The following is a 16093-nucleotide window of genomic DNA, read 5'->3' as shown; positions in this document are numbered from 1 at the left end:
AAGCGTTGGCTGGGCCAAGGCGCCGCCGGGGGGCAATTTCGGCAAAGAGGTTTCTTTGGACACACCCGCGCAGGCAAGCCGCCGGCCGGGGCGGCCTGTAAGCAACAAGGAAAGGGGAAAGCAAGATGGACAGCGGTTTGAAGGAATGGCTGGACCGGGAGATGGACAGCTATGAGGTGGTGTTTCGGGCGTTTAACCGGCGGCTGATGAAAAAGGTGCCCCTGTGGATGGCGCTTTGTGTGGCGGGCATGGTGGCCCTGGGCTTTGGCGTGGGCTATGCATGGCCCTATGTGCTGCGGGTGCACCTGCCCATTGGCGTGGGGATTGCGGCGTTTGTATGGCTTTGTTTTTGGGTGCAGACCCGCAGCGTCAGCATGAAAAAGGTGCGCAAAAGCTATGAGGGCACCTTTGAGAAACTGGGCGCCCCCGACCAGGCGGGCTTTGCCCGGCAGGCACCCCAATGCGGCACCTTGGATTTTTTAAACGGGGCCTCGGACAAATACCCGGCCCGGCTTACGGTGGGGCCGGACTACTGGCTGTACTTTCGGGGGGGCTGCCAGGTGTTCCGGGTGGCGGATATGCAGCGCCTGGGCGTGAAAGAGGAAACGGCCCGGGTGGGCTATAACTTGGGGGACACCCGGGTGCGGCACAACCTGGGGATAGGCATATCGCTGATTGTGGGCTACCGGGACGGCACCACCTCGGCGGCAAAATCGCCCGAGGCAAAGATCTACCTGGAAAGTACCAAACAGCTAAAGGCGGCCCAGGAACTTATACAGAAACGCTGCCCCAAGGCCCGGGCGATGCTGGAGGCCATGGGCTGAGCAATTTGGCTATTTAGCAATTTGACAATTTGACAGTGTGGCAATTAGGCGGTTGAACAGGAAAAGAGCAGGAGGATGAACATGAAAAAAGCGGTGAACATACTGGTACTTACTTTGGCGGTGCTGGCCATGCTGGCCCTAGGCGCTTGCGGGCAGGAGGCGGCCCCCAAGGCGGAAGAAACCCTATACCCGGTTTCTTTGGACGGGACAGAGGTGCGCGTAGGGGAAACCACCTTGCAGGCCCTGCTGGACAAGGGGCTGGAGGTTACGGTGAGCGACGAGAATTACGAGCAGATTGTGGTAGACCCCACCCAGATGCTGGAGGCAAACGCCTACTATTCCGGGGGGAGCGTGTGGATCAGCGACTCGGTGTTTGCCCATATCTCCTTTGTGACGGAGGAGGAGGCTGTGCCTATGGGCGAGGCGGTGATCGCCCGGCTGGAGTTTAGCATGGCGTTGGAGGAGGACCCAAACGTGCTGGGGGCCATTGCCTTTGACGGCACCCCGGTGACGGAATGGACCAGGGAACTGGCTGGGGAGCGTTTCCCGGACTGGACCGGCGACGAGAATATGTGGTTGAAGTATGGCCTGGAGTACTCGTATGACCTGAACTTTACCCCGGAAGGCAAGCTGATGAAGTTTGCCGTGGAGCGCAAGTACGACGTGGACTGGACAGGCGAGGACTAGGGCTTGTTTGAAAAATCGAAAACGCCGCCTTTTTGCTCGATTTCGCAAAGCGAACATCGAAAGTGGCCATCTTCTGCGTCAAAAATCCTCGTCAACCGACAAGGTTGACTTGCGGTTTTTTCCTGGAATCTGACCACTTCTGACCAAAAATTCGGCATTCCCTCTATTTTCAAGCAAGCCCTGAACCGCCCTAGGCAAAGAGAAAAGCCCCCGGAGAACCGGGGGCTTTTTTGTTTGGGTATGTAGGGCCTGGCGGGGCTAGGCCGGTTACTCCAGCTTGCCGGCGATGGATTGCAGGTGGTTGATGATTTCCAGGTGCTGGGGGCAATGGCTTTGGCAGGCCCCGCACTGGATGCAGGCGCTGGCCTTGCCGCCCTCGGCGGTGGCGTGCTTGTAGTGGCCCTGGGCGCGGGAGAGGTCGCCGTACAGGGTGAGCTGGTTCATGGCGGCGATGGCGCCGGGGATGTTGATCTTCTGGGGGCAACCGTCTACGCAGTACTTGCAGGCGGTGCAGGGGATGGTGGGGGTGTTCTTGAGCACATCCACCACCTGGGCGACCACGGCGCGCTCCTGGCTGCTGAGGGGCTGGAAATCGGCCATATAACTGAGGTTGTCCCGCATCTGGGCCAGATCGCTCATACCGGAGAGCACGGTGATGAGGCCGTCCAGGCTGGCGGCGTAGCGTACCGCCCAGGAGGCTACCGAGGCGTTGGGGTCGGCGGCCTTGAAAATGCCCTGGACTTCCGGGGTCATGGTGGCCAGGGCGCCGCCCTTGACCGGCTCCATAATAATGACGGCCTTGCCGTGGCGGCGGGCGGTTTCGTAGCACAGGCGGGCCTGCACGCCGTCGCTGTCCCAGTCGGCATAGTTGATTTGAAGCTGGACGAACTCGGCCTCCGGGTGCTTGGAGAGGATGTCCTCCAGCACGTCGGCGGAGTCATGGAAGGAGAAGCCGATGTGCTTGGCCCGGCCCTGCTCTTTTAGCTGCTTGATGAACGCCCAGGCGCCCAGGTCCTCGGCCTTTTGGGCGCTCTCTTTGCCCAGGGCGTGGAGCAGGTAGAAGTCGTAGTAGCTGAGCCCGGCCCGGTCCAGGGACTCTTGGAATACCCTTTCCATGTCCGCGGGCTCTTTCAGGTCCCACAGGGGCAGCTTGGTGGCGCACTGGAAACTGTCCCGTGGGTAGCGGTCTACCACCGCCTCTTTCAGGGCGACTTCGGACTTGCCGCCGATGTACACATAGGCGGTGTCAAAGTAGGTGAAACCCTTTTCCATAAAGGCGTCCACCATCTGTTTGACCTGCTCCATGTCGATCTCTTCGCCCTGCATGGGCAGGCGCATGAGCCCAAAGCCCAGCTTTTTGATGTCTTGTCCCAAATACTTTTCAGCCATAAATGACCCTCCTGATCGAACTGATCTGATTTTACCCATTATACCACATGGAGCCCGCTCCAAGTCAAGGGGGAAATACAGAAAATGGGGAAACCGGCGGGGGCCCCAGCCCCCGTTTCAGCCCACGCCTCAGCCCCCGTAGCGCACCTGCTCGTAGGCCTCGTGGAGGGCGGGGTCTTGCAGGCCGGCGGCAGACTCCAACTGGGCGGGGGTGTGGCAGGGGTCGGGGCGGTCTTTGGTGGCCCGCAAGATGGCCCGGCGGTAGCGGCGGCGGACAGTGGCGGCGTGGCTGCGGTCCCACAGGCGGGGGCGGGCCAGCTCCGCGGCCAGGGGCTCAGACCGGTCCCGGTCGGACCGGTCCAGGGACTGGATCAGGTCGCGGCTGTCGGTATAGCTGCGGCGGAAGTTGCGGAATAGCCCGCGGACGGCTGCGGCCAGGGCAACCAGCCCAATGGCGCCGGCCAGCCCGAACAGCAGGTAGCTGAACCACTCCGGGATCTGCCAGGTGGGGCCGTCCACCAGCTTGCTCAGGTCCATATCCATGCCGGCGGCAGGGGGGGCGGCCGGCTGCTCGGCCGGGGTATAGGGGGTGTAGGCGGCATCCCGCCGCTGCTCGGGCAGGGTGATGCGGGTGGCGCCCGGATCGCCCAGGGCCACGGGCAGCAGGAGCAGGCCGGCCAGCAGCACCCCGGAAAGGGACGTCCAGCCCGCTATGCGCCAGATACGCCGGGTGGGCAGGCCGCTGATGCCGCGGTTGAGGCGCAGGTAGGCATCTACACGGGCCAGGCTGTGATGGCACAGGCAGGCCAGCAGGTACAGCACCCCGCCCAACAGGCTGACCTTTTGCAGGGCCGGCAGGCCCAATATGGCGCTGCAAAGCCAGGCCGCCCCAAACAGCCCCAGCATGGGCAGGGCGGGGCTGTCGAACAGGGACTGGACCGGGCCTTCGTCTTCCTCGGCCAGGCGGGCCCGCAGGCGGAACAGGCACATAAGGCCCATGAACACCGTGCCGCCGGGGTGGCCGGCCAGGGGCCAGCACAGGGCGCACAGCACCAGGGAGGTGAGCAGGAATTGCCACAGGGCCCGCTGGCGCTTGATGGCGTGGTAGCACAGGGCCGAGGGGACGGCGAAGAGCACCCCCCGCCAGAATGCCTGGGCAGGGGACAGGGGCACGGAGATGATAAGGGGCAACAGGCCGTAGACCAGGGCAAAGAGCATACCGGCGGCCAGCCCGCAATGCAGCCAGGCCAGCCACCGCAACAGGACGGGCAGGAGGGCCTCTACAGAGGGGAGGGGGAAACGTTTGGCCATAAGGGGGCTCCTTTCTTGGGGGTTAGAACTCGATAAACAGCACGTCTACGTTTTTGTGGAAGGCCAGGGCCTTCCGGTTTTCCTCTGTGGTGCCAAGGCCGCAGGGGATCAGCCGCAGGCCGTGGCCCTTGCCGGTAAAGGCCGCGAAGGCCTCGCCCAGGTCGTCCCGCAGGCTGCGGGAGATGAGCACCAGCAAGTCGTCCTCCCCGGCGGGGCGGGGGGCGCAGGCGCACACCGGGGGGAGGCCCGGCCCGCCCTCCAGGCAGGCCAGCTTTTTCTGCAAAAACAGCAGGCTGCCTGCCCCGGACACGCTTTCCAGCCGCCAGGGCTCCGCGGACTGGACGTCGTTGCCGTTGCTGTAAAGGCCCAGCTCTACGCCCTCGGCCAGCAGCCGGCCGGCCAGGGAGCAGGCAAGGCGCACCCCGGCCTCGTTGAGGAAACCGCCCTGCATCCCCCCGCCCTCCATGTCGATGAGGAACAGCACCCGCTGGGAGAGGGTGGACTCGTGGAGGTTGACCAGCAACTGGCCGGCCCGGGCGGTGGCCTTCCAGTTGATGTACTTCATGGGGTCGCCCCGGGCGTACTCCCGCAGGCCGGCAAAGGCGAAGGGGTCATCGCAGACGCGCTTGCGGCTGAGCACCGCGCCCATCAGCCGGGCATAGGGGATTTGGACTTGGGCGGTGGGCACCGGCCGGGGCAGCACGTAGAACTCGGTATTTTGGGGCAGGCGGCCGATGTACCGGCGGGTCAGGGACAGGTCCTGGGCGGTCAGGCCGGTTTCGTTGATGCGGAAATAGCCACGCCCGGCGCACCGGAAGTCCAGAAGGCGGGTGATCTTTTGGTGGGCGGCTACGGCGAACACGTCCCGGCGGTAGGTCTGGTCGCTGAGGGAGGCGTTCTGGCCGTCGCCAAACTGGAGCCGGCGGTCCATGTGGAAACTGATCTCCAGCACCGGCAGGGGCAGCGGCTTGCGGTTGGTGATGACCTCCCGCAGCACGGAGGTTTCCCCCTCGGCGGCATAGTCCTGGGTGAACTGGATGGAGCAGCCCAGGCCCTTTTGCCAGAAACGGTCGTACAGCCGGCGCAGCAGGAGGAAGAGCAGCAGCAGCGCGGCGAAAAGGAGGAGGATAGGTATCATTTGCCCCAGTCCTCCGTGGGCACGGGTACGGAGTCCAGCAGGCCGGCGGCCGCCTGCTTTTGCTGGTGGGTGCCCGTCATGCCCGTAACGGACAGGCGGTGGGCAATGACCGGCAGGGCCACGGCCTTTACGTCCTCGGGGGTGACAAAGGCCCGGCCCTGCACCAGGGCATAAGCCTGGCAGGCCCGCAGCAGGGCTAGGGTGCCCCGGGGGCTGACCCCCAGCTCGATACCCTTATGGGCCCGGGACGCCTGGGACAGGGAGGCGATATAGCCCAGCATGGTTTTATGTACGTGGATCTGCCGGGCCTGCTGCTGGAGGGCTACCACGTCCTCTTGGGTGCATACGGGGGAGAGGTCCTCCAGGGGCTCGGCGTTTTGGAAACGCTCCAGGATGGCGACCTCCTGCTCCTGGGAGGGGGGCGTCATGGCGATGCGCATAAGGAAACGGTCCAGTTGGGCTTCGGGCAGGGGGTAGGTGCCCAGGGTTTCTACCGGGTTTTGGGTGGCCAGCACAAAGAAGGGCGGCGGCAAGCGGCGGGTCACGCCGTCTACCGTGACCTGGCCCTCTGCCATGCACTCCAAAAGGCTGGACTGGGTGCGGGGGGTGGCGCGGTTGATCTCATCGGCCAGGAGGATGTTGCAGAATACCGGCCCGGGGCTGAAGGTGAACTGCCCTTTTTGCTGGTCATAGAAGTTCAGGCCCGTTACGTCGGAGGGCAGCAGGTCCGGGGTGAACTGCACCCGCCCAAATTGGGCCGATACCGACTTGCTGAGGGCCCGGGCCAGTACCGTTTTGCCCATGCCGGGCACGTCCTCGATGAGCACATGGCCCCCCGCCAGCAGCGCGGTGAGCAGCAGGTCTGTTACCTCCTCTTGCCCTACCAGCACGGCGGCTATGTTCTTTTTGACTGCTTGCAATACGTTTTCCATATGGCTTGTACTCCTTTCCTGGGTTGGTTTGGGGCCCCGGCGGCCTTTGGTGGCCTCCAGTGGCCTCCGGCGGCCTAAGGGGCGCTGCCCCTTAGGCCGCCCCTGGACCCGGCCGAGTGGGGCCCCTTTGCACGGGCGGGGAAACAGGGATGACGCACCCCTGAGGGGGGAACGGTAGGATTTGTTTTTTTATTTGGCGCTTGGTGGGGGCGATCGAAAAAAGAAGAAAAAGTAAATGTAGCACCCGGCCTATGTGGAAAAGGATGGGTGGGGGAGAGGGGACGCTCCCAAGGCCCGCAAAAAAGTTTTGTCCACTTTTTCAAAAGTGGCGGGGATTCTCAAGGGGCGGCGCCCCTTGAGCCGCCGGAGGCCCAAAGTGGCGCTCAGGGGGCCCGGCCAAGTGGGCCCCTTTGCACGGGCGGGGAAACAGGGATGGCGTACCCCTAAGAGGGGAAACGGTAGGACTTGTTTTTTTATTTGGCGCTTGGTGGGGGCGATCGAAAAAGGAAGAAAAAGTAAATGTAGTACCCGGCCTATGTGGAAAAGGATGGGTGAGGGAGAGGGGGCGTTCCCAAGGGCCACAAAAAAGTTTTGTCCACTTTTTCAAAAGTGGCGGGGATTCTCAAGGGGCGGCGCCCCTTGAGCCGCCGGAGGCCCAAAGGGGCAGGGACTCTAAAGGGGCGGGGGGCGCTCAGGGGGCCCGGCTCAGCAGTTCTTCTACGGCGCGGAGGTTTTCGCGCTCGACGGAGATGAGGCGCTGGGTTTGGGCGCGGAGGGCGGGGCGGGCGGGGGCCTGGGCGGCGGCAGAGGCGATGGCGGCATCCAGCCAGCTTTCGGTGAGGTCGGAGAGCTCGACCCACTGGCCGTAGCCCAGATAGCGCAGGAAGGAGCCGATTTTGGGGTCATAGCTGACGCCCACCAGGGGGGCGCCGCTGAGGGAGGAGAAGATCAGCCCGTGCAGGCGCATGGAAACGGCGACCTCCATGCGGGCCAGCACGCCGATGAGCAGCTCGGGGGCGGCGCCGGAAAGGAGCACGCCGGGCTTTTTCATGTGGGCGGCCACCCGCTGGGCAGCGGCCTGGTCTTGCAGGCTGTTGATGGGGAGGAAAAGGGGCTCGAGGCCCAGTTGGGCCCGGGCTTTTTCTGCACAGCGGGCGATGATGGGGGCCTTTTCGGTAAAGCCCGGCCAACTGCGCAGCAAAAAGCAGATATACCGGCCGTTGGGGTCTACCCCCTGGGTGCGCAGGAACTTTTCTACCTGGGGCCCGTCCTCGGAGGGGAGCACCAGGGCGGGGTCGCTGCTCAGGCGGACGGTTGGGCGGGTGACACCGTAGGCGGACAGCTCTTTGACCGAGTCCGGCTCCCGGAGGGTGATCATATCCACCGAACTGTTCAGCACCCGGCGCACCAGCGCCTGGTTGCGCCCGCCCCGTACCGGGCCGATGCCGCAGCCGTACATATCCACCCGATTGCCCAGGCGCTTGGCCAGCCACAGGGTGAGCAGGTAATACCACAGGCTGCGGTGGCTGGTGGCGTTTTGGATCAACGTGCCCCCCCCGTTGATGTACAGCCGGGAGCGGTGCATCTGGCGCATAATTTTCGGCAGGTTAAAGGTGTACACCGCGTTTACCCGGTAGCGCTGCTTGATGCTTTGGGTGTTTTTGGCTAGCACGGTGATGGGCACGTAGGGGTCCAGCCCCTGGACGGACCGGATGATGGACTTGAGGATGGCGTCATCCCCGGCGTTGCCGTGGCCGTAGGCCCCGCAGACCACCACCCCGTCCCGGCCGGGATGGGCCTTTTTGCGGGCTTCCCGCTCCAGGATGCGCTGGTAGATCTCCATCTGCCGCTGGACCATGCTCTCGATGGAGTACTCCTGCCGGGCCTGCTGGTAGAGGCGGTCGCCCAGTTCCTGGCGGCGCTGGGGGTCCTGGGCCAGCTCGACCAGGTGGCGGGCCAGGGCCTGCTCGTCCCGTGGCTCGAAGAGGATGCCGGTTTCCCCGTCCTTGATCAGCGCCGGGATACCCCCCACATTGGTGGAGATGGTGGCCTTGTGCATCCGGGCCCCCTCTGTGAGCACATAGGGGAAACCCTCGGAAAGGGAGGTGAGCAGGGCGATATCAACGGCGTTGAAAAAGGAGTTTATATCCTTTTGCCAGCCGGCAAAGCAGACCCGGTCCGTCAGGCCCAACTGGGCGGTAAGCTGCCGGAGCTTTTCCAGGTCCTCCCCGTCGCCGGCAATGGCCAGTTTCAGGTTGGGCTGCCGGCCACAGGCGATCTTCATGGCGCGCAGGAGGGTGGGGATGTCCTTAACCGGGGAGAGCCTGGCTACGATGCCCGCCACCACGTCGCCGGGCTGGGGGTCCATGCCGATGGAGCGGAGGAATTCCTCCCGGGGCACGCAGGTGATGGGGGTGGAGAAGTCGATGCCGTTGCGGATGTTCTCAATGCGGCCGGCGGGGAAATTGCGCTGGATGAGCAGCTCGGTAATGTTGTCCGACACGCCGATGTAGTAGTTCATCCGCCGCAAGGCCACCAGGTTGGTGGTGCCGTAGCTGAGCCGGGCGACCGGCCGGCCCAGGTAGTCCAGCCGGTAGTCGCTGTGCACGGTGGTGACCACCGGGGCATCTACCGTGTGCTTTAAAAGGTTGCCCATCAGGTTGCCCCGCGCCCCGTGGCAGTGGATGATATCGATGTGCTGGCCGGCGGTCAGCTTTTTCAGCTCTTTGAGCCCTACCAGGGGGTTGCCGGAATCGATGACATGGATGGGGACCCCCATTTTGGCGGCATCCTCGGAAAAATCACCCTTGCGGAAACAGATCAGCCGGGCGTCAATGGAGTTGTTCAACTCCTTGAGCAGGTGCAGCACATGGGTCTTGGCGCCGCCGGTATCGCCGCCGCCGATGAGATGGATCACTCGCATATGGTTTCATTCCTTTGGTTTTTCTCGGATTGGACAAGCTGTTTTTCCATGTGCACATGGGGGCAGTGCTCGTCCAGATAGACGCTGCCCTGCCGGGTGTAGCCCAGCTTTTCATAGAAACCCGCGGCCTGTACCTGGGCCGAAAGGACCAGGGAGGCGGCCCCCATGCCGGCCGCGGCCTCTTCTGCCGCCTGCATGACGGCGGCCCCCAGCCCTTGGCCCCGGCTGCTTTTGCGCACCGCCACCCGGCCCACGTGCCAGACCCCCGGCGTATCGGGGAAAATGCGGCAGCAGGCCACCGCCTCTTCCCCCTGGTACAGGGCCAGGTGCCAGGCGGTGCGGTCGGTTTGGTCAAACTCCTCCACAAAGCCCTGCTCTTCCATAAAGACCTCCCGGCGCAGGGCGTGGGCGCCTGCGGGCAGGGAATGGGTCAACTCTACACGGAACATCCTAGCGGCCTCCTTCCTCCGGCCCAAGCTGCCGGAAATGCTGTAAAAACCATACGTCCCCGGCCTGGAAACACCGGCCGTTTAGGTAGTCCAGCGCCCCGGCCGGGGTGGTGAACCGGAACTCCAGCCGGTGGGAGTACAGCGCCTGGTAGGGGAACCCCAAACGGCGGTTTTGGGCGTTGCGGCCGTATTTGCCGTCCCCGGCCAGGGGGTGGCCGATGGCGGCCATATGGGCCCGTATCTGGTGGGTGCGGCCGGTGAACAGCTCTACCTGTAGTAGGGAGCAGCCGCCCCGCTCCTCCAGCACCTGGTAGCCGGTGCGCACGCTTTTGGCCCCGGGGGCAGGGGACTTGCTGAAGTAGACCCGGTTTTGCGCCTCGTTTTTGGTGAGGTAGCCGGTAAGCAGGCCCTGCTTTTGGCCCATTTGGCCGCAGACCACGCACAGGTACAGCTTGCGCAGCTCGCGGCCCTTGACCTTTTGGTTGAGGATGCGCAGGGTTTCGGCGTTTTTGGCGGCCATGACAATGCCCCCGGTGTTGCGGTCGATGCGGTTTACCAGGGCCGGGGCAAAGCTGTGCGCCGCATCGGGCCGGTACTCGCCCTTATCATAGAGGTAGTGCTGGATGCGGGCGATGAGGGAGTCGAAATGGTACTCGTCCCCGGGGTGGACGATCAGGCCAGGGGGCTTGTCCAGGAGCATCAGGTTGCCGTCCTCGTAGACGATGGACAGGCGGGCCGGGGCTTTGAGGAAATCGTAGGCCTTTGGCACCTGGCGGAAGTATTCCTCCTGCCAGTAGAGGCTGAGGACATCGCCGGACCGGAGCCGGGATTCGGGCAGGCAGCGGCTGCCGTTGAGGCGGACGTCTTTGGTGCGTATGCACTTATGCAGCACCGCGTTGGGCAGGTTGGGGTAAGCCTTTGCCAGGAACCTGTCCAGCCGCTGGCCAGCGTCATTGGGTGAAATTTCTATGGTTTTGCGGGGCATGGCCGGCCTCCTTTCAGCGTAGGGGTTTTGGTGGGCTTTCAGCGGCCCCGGCGGGGGCGGGTGAAGAGCCCTGGGGGGAGGGAGAGGACGATGCCGATGCCCAGGGCAATGGCGACGGCGATCTTGATGGTTTCCAGGCCCTTGTCCAGGGCGAGGGCGTCCAGGCCCATAAAGAAGTTATAGCCGGTATAGTAGATGCCCGCCCCGGGCACCAGGGGGAAAATGCCGCAGATGAGGAACACGGTGACAGGGGCCTTGCGGGCAAAGGAAAACACCCGGGAAAGCCAGGCCAGGGTCAGCGTGGCCAAAAAGGAGGCGGCCACCACCCCGCAGCCCAGACCGGTGGCGGCCAGATACACCAGCCAGCCGGCCGCGCCGGTAAGGCCGGTACAGAGCAGCTCCCGGCGGGGGGTGTGGAAGATGACGGAAAAGGCAACGGTAGCCACAAAGGCTACGGCGGTTTGGACCAAGCCGCCCAGCAGCAGGGGAAGGGTCATAGCAGGGCACCCCCTGTCAGCACGGAGAGCAGGCGCATCACAAAGCCTACGCCCACGGCGATGCAGCCGCCTATCAGGAAGGCGTCCAGCATACGGATGGCCCCGCTGAGGTAGTCGCCGTGGAAGAAGTCCCGGATGGAGTTGGTGAGGGCCACGCCGGGCACCAGGCGGATGATGGAGCCGATGATGATCTTATCCATATTATCCCCCAGGCCCAGCAAAAACATAGCCCCGCCGCACAAAGTGACCAGCGCGCTGGCGGAAAGGTTGGTGAGGAACTTGGTCATGTTCCGCCGGGCGGCAAAGCTGAGGAACAGTTCGAGGGCGATGCCGCAAAAAAAGGCCACGGCGGCGTCTACCCAACTGCCGCCGAACAGGTAGCTGAAAGACGCGCTGCCTACCGCGCAGCAGAGCACGGCCAAAGGCAGGGGGGAATAGGGCAGGGCGCGGATTTCCGTGAGCCGGGCCAGGGCCTCTTCCGGCGGGCGCAGGCCTCCGGCGATCTCCCGTGAAAGCTGGTTGACCGCCGAGATGCGCCCCAAGTGGGTGGCGGTGGAGGGGATGTGTTGCAGCCGGGTGGAGCGCTGGACGCCGTTTTCCACGCCGGTGGCGAAAATGGCGTTGGTGAGCACGTAAACGCTGAAGGAATCAATATGATAAGCCTGGGCGACACGCTCCATGGTTTCCTGGACGCGGGAGATCTCCGCGCCGTTTTCCAGCAGGGTTTCGCCCATCAGGAAGGAGAGGTCCAGGACAGAGGGGGGTGGGGGCATAGAAGGTCATCCTTTCAAGGTGATAAGGGGGCGGCGTGGGGGGGTTACAGGCCGGAGGGGCTTTCCCCCCGCAGCAGGGCAAAGGCCTCTTCATAGGCCCGCACCTGGCCGGTTTGCAGGTACGCCTGCAAGGCGGGCTCCAGCCCGGCCAGGACCTGTGCCCAGCAGGGGGCGATGCGGACGCCCGCCTCGGCGCGGATACGGGCCAGGGCCCCGGCGAGCCCCAGGGAGGTGGAGGTCAAAAAGACCCGGCCGTCCAGCAGGCGCACCAGGTGCACCGCCGCGCTGATCAGGTCGGTAAGCACCGGCTGGGGATCCTCCTCCCGGCGGTAAGCGGCGGGGTAACCCCCCTGCCCGTTGTAAAAGCGGTGGTGCCCCAGCGCGGCCCAGGCGTAGGGGCGGGTGGAGGGGCTGCGGTCCAGCATCAGCCGGCCGGCGAATACGTGGCACTGGTAGATCTCGTTTTCTTCTGCCAGCCAACTGCGGCCGATGTGCCGGGTCAGGTTGTTAAAGGGCAGGACGCCCACATTGTGCAGCAGGCAGCCCTCGTAGGCAAAGGTGCGCAGGGCCTCCCGGTGGGCGGGCACGTCCCCGGCCCGGCTAAGGCCCAGGGAGCCCACGAACACCTGAGGGCAGGCATCCACCGCCCGGTCTACCATCAGCATGGCCACATCCGCCGCCATGCGGGAGGATGCGTAGCTGTCCGGGTTATGGCAGGCCACCAGCTTAAGGATGAAGTCCTTTTCCAGGATGCCGCCGGGGTACTCGATGAAGGATTGCAGGCAGGCCAGCAGGTTCTTTTGGGTGGATTCGCTTAGCCGGTTATCCGGCATACGGCGCACATACCGGGCCATACGGCGGTACATCAGCTCCATAACGGCCCGCTTTTTGGCCTGCAGTTCGCCGTCATCCTCCAGATAAGCGGCGTACAGGGCGGGCAGGAACATATTGCGGTAGACCCCCTCGTGGGAGTAGTCCCCCTCGTCCCGCTCCATATAGGCCTGCTCCATCCAGCCCAGCAGGTAGTGCAGGGGCTGCACGCCGCAGTGGTACTGGGCGGCCTCGTAGGCATAGGCCCAGCGCAGGGCAGGGGCGCCGCCATGCTTTTTTACCATTTCGGTCTGCCGGTCCAGCACAAATTCCGCGCTCTCCATCACCTCCCGCAGGATCTGGGGGTCGGACTCCCCGGCCCGCAGCAGGCCCATGCCCGTGGTGCGCTCCTGGTGGGATTTGTAGATGTACAGGTCCCAGGGCAGGCCGGGGGATTTGGCCTGTATGGCCGGGTCGGTGAGGATTTGCAGCGAGCACCGGATGGCCGCCATTTTCCGCTGGCCTTCCTGGTAGTTGGGGGCCGGGTAGGCCAGGGCCAGGTTCCCCATGGCCCGGTGGATGTAGCCCCGGACGTCCATATCGTCGATACTGTCATACTGGCGTATATAGGCGGCGGCCTCGCCGAACAGCGCGGCCAGTTTCCACTGGTAGGGGGTCTGCTGGGAGGAGGTAAGGATATCCTGCATATAGAACAGGGCCATGGCCCCCTGGTACAGCTCCCGTATCAGCATATCCCGCAGGCCCTGCCGCCGGGCGTAGGTGATCAGGGCCATATGCAGGGTGTAGCACAGCACCAGGTCCAGGTAGGCGGCGCCCTCGCACAGGGCGGCGGCAAAGCCCTCCAGGCTGCGGATGTCCTCCTCCCCGGCGCTGGCGATATCGTCCAGCAGGGGGAACAGCTCTTGGCGCAGCAACTGGGTGTTCTCTGCGGAGAGGCGGCGGATCTCCGCCACCCGCCGGCCCCGGTCGGCCGCGTAGGCGGCGGCATCCTGGGGGATAGCCTGAGGGGGCGCGTTCAGCCGGAATACCTGCCGCAGGTTGGCAATGTATTTTTCCTGATACTCCTTCATGGCTGCCTCCCGTCCAGCAGGCCCCGGATGGTGGAGAACACTTTGTCCATATCCAGGGGCTTGGAGATGTGGGCATCCATGCCGGCATCCAGGGAGTTTTTGATGTCCTCCACAAAGGCGTTGGCGGTCATGGCGATAATGGGCACCTGGGCCGCGTCCGGCCGGGGCAGGGCGCGGATGGCCCGGGTGGCGTCCAGGCCGTTCATAATGGGCATTTGGATATCCATTAAAATGGCGTCATACAGGCCGGGGGCAGAGGCGGCGAACAGGTCTACGGCCTGCCGGCCGTTTTCGGCGCAGTCTATGCGGGCGCCCGCCCCGCCGATCAGCTCCTGGGCGATCTCCCGGTTCAACTCGTTGTCCTCGGCCAGCAGCAGGCGGCGGCCGTCCAGGCTGAGGATTGCCGCCGGGCCGGGTTGGCCGGCGGTTTCCTCCTGGGCCGGGCGCAGCAGCCCGGCGGCCAGGCGGCTTTTGAAAAGGGGCAGGGGGATGTAGCCATCTACCCCTGAGCGGGTGAACATATACTCGACCTGGCTCCAGTCGCTGGCGGCCAGCAGCAGGATGGGCAGTTCCGGGCCCAGCAGTTGGCGCAACTCCGGCAGCAGCAGGGTGATTTCGCAACCGTCCAGCTTTTCCGCGGTAAGCAGGGCGTAGTAGCCGCCGCCGTCCAGGGCGGCGCTGTTTACGTGGAATACCGCCTCGTTGGCATCGGCGGCCAGGTCGGCCTGCATACCCAGGGAACGGAGCATGGAAAGGGCCAGTTCCGCCTGGTGGGGGTCGCTTTCCAGCAGGAGGACCCGCTTGCCGGATAACGCCGGGAAAGCCACGGCCGCGCCGGGGGCAGTGGGGAAGGGGATGCGCACGGTAAAGCAACTGCCCTTGTCAGGCTCGCTTTCTACGCAGACCACCCCGCCCATCAGTTCAATCAGGCTTTTGGTGATGGCCATGCCCAGCCCGGTGCCCTGTATCTTGTTGACCACGGACCGCTCCTCCCGCTCAAAGGGGGAGAACAGTTTGGTGAGGAATTCCCGGCTCATGCCGATGCCGTTGTCCCGCACCACCAGTTCCATGGAAACGCTGTCCGGCCCGGCGGCGGGCAGTACCGCGAAGTGGAACCAGACCTGCCCGCCCCGGGGGGTGTATTTGATGGCGTTGGAGAGCAGGTTCAGGCAGACCTGCTTGAGGCGCACCGGGTCCAGCAGCAGTTCCTCCTGGGCGACCTGGCCCATTTCCAGGGAAAAGGCCAGTCCGCCGGCATCGGCCTGGGGCATGGCAACCACCAGGATCTCGTGGAGCAGGTCGGCGACGCTGGCGCGCTCGGGCTGGATCTGTACGCGGCCGCTTTCAATGCGGGACATATCCAGCACCTCGTTTAAAAGGGACATCATGTGGCCGGAGGCGACTTTGATCTTCTCCAGGCACTCATGCACTTTTGCAGGGGCGCCGGGCTGGCCCAGGGCGATTTCCGTCAGCCCCACAATGGCCCCCATGGGGGTGCGGATGTCGTGGGACATCTCGGAGAGGAAGTTGGTTTTGGCCCGGCTGGCCATGAGGGCTTCGTCTAGGGCGGCCTGGTTGCGCATATAGTACTCGGTGACAGGGTTGAGCAGGCACACAGCCAGCCCGCCCTGGGGGAATACGGCCGTAGAGAACACCTGGCCGCCCAGATGGAGGAAAAGCGGGGGCTGGGGGTGGCCGTCCAGGGCGCGGCAAAGGGCCTGGGCCTCGTCCGCGGGCAACGCGGCCAGCAGGCTGCCGCCGGTGAGGGCCTGGGCCAGGGCGTTTTGATAGAGGTCTGTGCGACCGCCGGGGGCAAAGGCCGCGATGGGGATACCGGCCCCACCCCAGGCAAGGTCCAGCGCAGGCTTATCCATAATGGGGAAACATCCTTTCTGATAAGGGGATATGGAAACATTATACTACGAACCGGCGGTAAATACAATCCCTGACGGGAAAGAAAGCGCGGGGCGGGACGGGTATATACCAATATAATAGGGGTATACTGGCGATGTGATACCGGGACACAAAATTCCCGGACGGAATGATAGGTGGGCGGCCGGCGGCGGCAGCGGGAAATATGAAGGAATTTAGGACGGTAATGCAGGATTGAGAATTAAAACTTTCATGGCTGGGATAATGCACAAAATTGCGGCGGCGGCTTTGACATTTGCGGTTTTATCTCTCAAATCGGCCTTTTTCCTCAGAAAAAACTTGACAGTGGCGGGCGATGCGCGGTATAATTAAATACAACATTTAGTGGATTTTCTGCCAGTGTACCAATTCG

At 64.1% G+C, this 16093-nt stretch carries 13 protein-coding genes; 2 read left to right on the top strand and 11 right to left on the bottom strand.

Annotated elements, in window-relative coordinates:
* Window positions 1-125: 125 nt before the first annotated feature.
* Window positions 126-824 (top strand): hypothetical protein, encoded by a 699-nt coding sequence (locus tag U8U01_RS04105; RefSeq protein ID WP_322170739.1) that lies wholly within the window; start codon window positions 126-128, stop codon window positions 822-824.
* An 81-nt stretch (window positions 825-905) separates the two neighbouring features.
* Window positions 906-1511, top strand: a complete 606-nt coding sequence (locus U8U01_RS04100) for a hypothetical protein (RefSeq protein ID WP_322170737.1) — start codon at window positions 906-908, stop codon at window positions 1509-1511.
* 267 nt (window positions 1512-1778) lie between these two features.
* On the opposite strand, the gene U8U01_RS04095 is transcribed toward U8U01_RS04100, so the two are convergent.
* The 11 genes from U8U01_RS04095 to U8U01_RS04045 form a co-directional block, all read right to left on the bottom strand.
* Complete coding sequence (locus U8U01_RS04095) at window positions 1779-2900, bottom strand: aldo/keto reductase (protein WP_322170734.1); 1122 nt, start codon at window positions 2898-2900, stop codon at window positions 1779-1781.
* A gap of 129 nt (window positions 2901-3029) precedes the next feature.
* On the bottom strand, window positions 3030-4211 hold the full coding sequence (locus U8U01_RS04090; protein WP_322170732.1) for a hypothetical protein: 1182 nt from the start codon (window positions 4209-4211) through the stop codon (window positions 3030-3032).
* Window positions 4212-4233: 22 nt separating this feature from the next.
* On the bottom strand, window positions 4234-5349 hold the full coding sequence (locus U8U01_RS04085) for a DUF58 domain-containing protein (RefSeq protein ID WP_322170730.1): 1116 nt from the start codon (window positions 5347-5349) through the stop codon (window positions 4234-4236).
* A complete protein-coding gene (locus U8U01_RS04080) occupies window positions 5346-6281 on the bottom strand; it encodes an AAA family ATPase (RefSeq protein ID WP_322170727.1) in 936 nt (311 codons plus the stop codon). Before U8U01_RS04080 ends, U8U01_RS04085 begins: the two co-directional genes overlap by 4 nt.
* A 691-nt stretch (window positions 6282-6972) precedes the next feature.
* Window positions 6973-9204, bottom strand: a complete 2232-nt coding sequence (gene csaB, locus U8U01_RS04075; RefSeq protein ID WP_322170724.1) for a polysaccharide pyruvyl transferase CsaB — start codon at window positions 9202-9204, stop codon at window positions 6973-6975.
* Window positions 9195-9653, bottom strand: coding sequence for a GNAT family N-acetyltransferase (locus U8U01_RS04070; RefSeq protein ID WP_322170721.1), 459 nt, complete (start codon window positions 9651-9653; stop codon window positions 9195-9197). Before U8U01_RS04070 ends, csaB begins: the two co-directional genes overlap by 10 nt.
* A gap of 1 nt (window position 9654) precedes the next feature.
* Window positions 9655-10638, bottom strand: coding sequence for an RluA family pseudouridine synthase (locus U8U01_RS04065; protein WP_322170718.1), 984 nt, complete (start codon window positions 10636-10638; stop codon window positions 9655-9657).
* Window positions 10639-10676: 38 nt separating this feature from the next.
* Window positions 10677-11135: a threonine/serine exporter family protein gene (locus U8U01_RS04060; RefSeq protein WP_322170715.1), complete on the bottom strand. Its 459-nt coding sequence runs from the start codon at window positions 11133-11135 to the stop codon at window positions 10677-10679.
* Entirely contained in the window at window positions 11132-11908 is a 777-nt protein-coding gene (locus U8U01_RS04055; protein ID WP_322170712.1) for a threonine/serine exporter family protein, read from the bottom strand. Before U8U01_RS04055 ends, U8U01_RS04060 begins: the two co-directional genes overlap by 4 nt.
* 44 nt (window positions 11909-11952) lie before the next feature.
* The gene (locus U8U01_RS04050; protein WP_322170710.1) at window positions 11953-13809 is read right to left on the bottom strand and encodes an HD-GYP domain-containing protein; all 1857 of its coding nucleotides are present in this window, start codon (window positions 13807-13809) and stop codon (window positions 11953-11955) included.
* Window positions 13806-15683: a hybrid sensor histidine kinase/response regulator gene (locus U8U01_RS04045; RefSeq protein ID WP_322170707.1), complete on the bottom strand. Its 1878-nt coding sequence runs from the start codon at window positions 15681-15683 to the stop codon at window positions 13806-13808. Before U8U01_RS04045 ends, U8U01_RS04050 begins: the two co-directional genes overlap by 4 nt.
* Window positions 15684-16093 lie beyond the last annotated feature (410 nt).

This window comes from Acutalibacter caecimuris (assembly GCF_034335085.1).
GTDB classification, from domain to species: domain Bacteria; phylum Bacillota; class Clostridia; order Oscillospirales; family Acutalibacteraceae; genus Acutalibacter; species Acutalibacter caecimuris.
The sequence above is the reverse complement of the archived record's forward strand: the minus strand, read 5'-3'. Positions and strand labels throughout refer to the sequence as shown.

Coding starts and splice junctions, on each gene's coding strand:
- U8U01_RS04050 (WP_322170710.1), bottom strand. CDS start 13,809: ATGAAGGAGTATCAGGAAAAATACATTGCCAACCTGCGGCAGGTATTC.
- U8U01_RS04080 (WP_322170727.1), bottom strand. CDS start 6,281: ATGGAAAACGTATTGCAAGCAGTCAAAAAGAACATAGCCGCCGTGCTG.
- csaB (WP_322170724.1), bottom strand. CDS start 9,204: ATGCGAGTGATCCATCTCATCGGCGGCGGCGATACCGGCGGCGCCAAG.
- U8U01_RS04055 (WP_322170712.1), bottom strand. CDS start 11,908: ATGCCCCCACCCCCCTCTGTCCTGGACCTCTCCTTCCTGATGGGCGAA.
- U8U01_RS04085 (WP_322170730.1), bottom strand. CDS start 5,349: ATGATACCTATCCTCCTCCTTTTCGCCGCGCTGCTGCTGCTCTTCCTC.
- U8U01_RS04090 (WP_322170732.1), bottom strand. CDS start 4,211: ATGGCCAAACGTTTCCCCCTCCCCTCTGTAGAGGCCCTCCTGCCCGTC.
- U8U01_RS04060 (WP_322170715.1), bottom strand. CDS start 11,135: ATGACCCTTCCCCTGCTGCTGGGCGGCTTGGTCCAAACCGCCGTAGCC.
- U8U01_RS04065 (WP_322170718.1), bottom strand. CDS start 10,638: ATGCCCCGCAAAACCATAGAAATTTCACCCAATGACGCTGGCCAGCGG.
- U8U01_RS04070 (WP_322170721.1), bottom strand. CDS start 9,653: ATGTTCCGTGTAGAGTTGACCCATTCCCTGCCCGCAGGCGCCCACGCC.
- U8U01_RS04100 (WP_322170737.1), top strand. CDS start 906: ATGAAAAAAGCGGTGAACATACTGGTACTTACTTTGGCGGTGCTGGCC.
- U8U01_RS04105 (WP_322170739.1), top strand. CDS start 126: ATGGACAGCGGTTTGAAGGAATGGCTGGACCGGGAGATGGACAGCTAT.
- U8U01_RS04095 (WP_322170734.1), bottom strand. CDS start 2,900: ATGGCTGAAAAGTATTTGGGACAAGACATCAAAAAGCTGGGCTTTGGG.
- U8U01_RS04045 (WP_322170707.1), bottom strand. CDS start 15,683: ATGGATAAGCCTGCGCTGGACCTTGCCTGGGGTGGGGCCGGTATCCCC.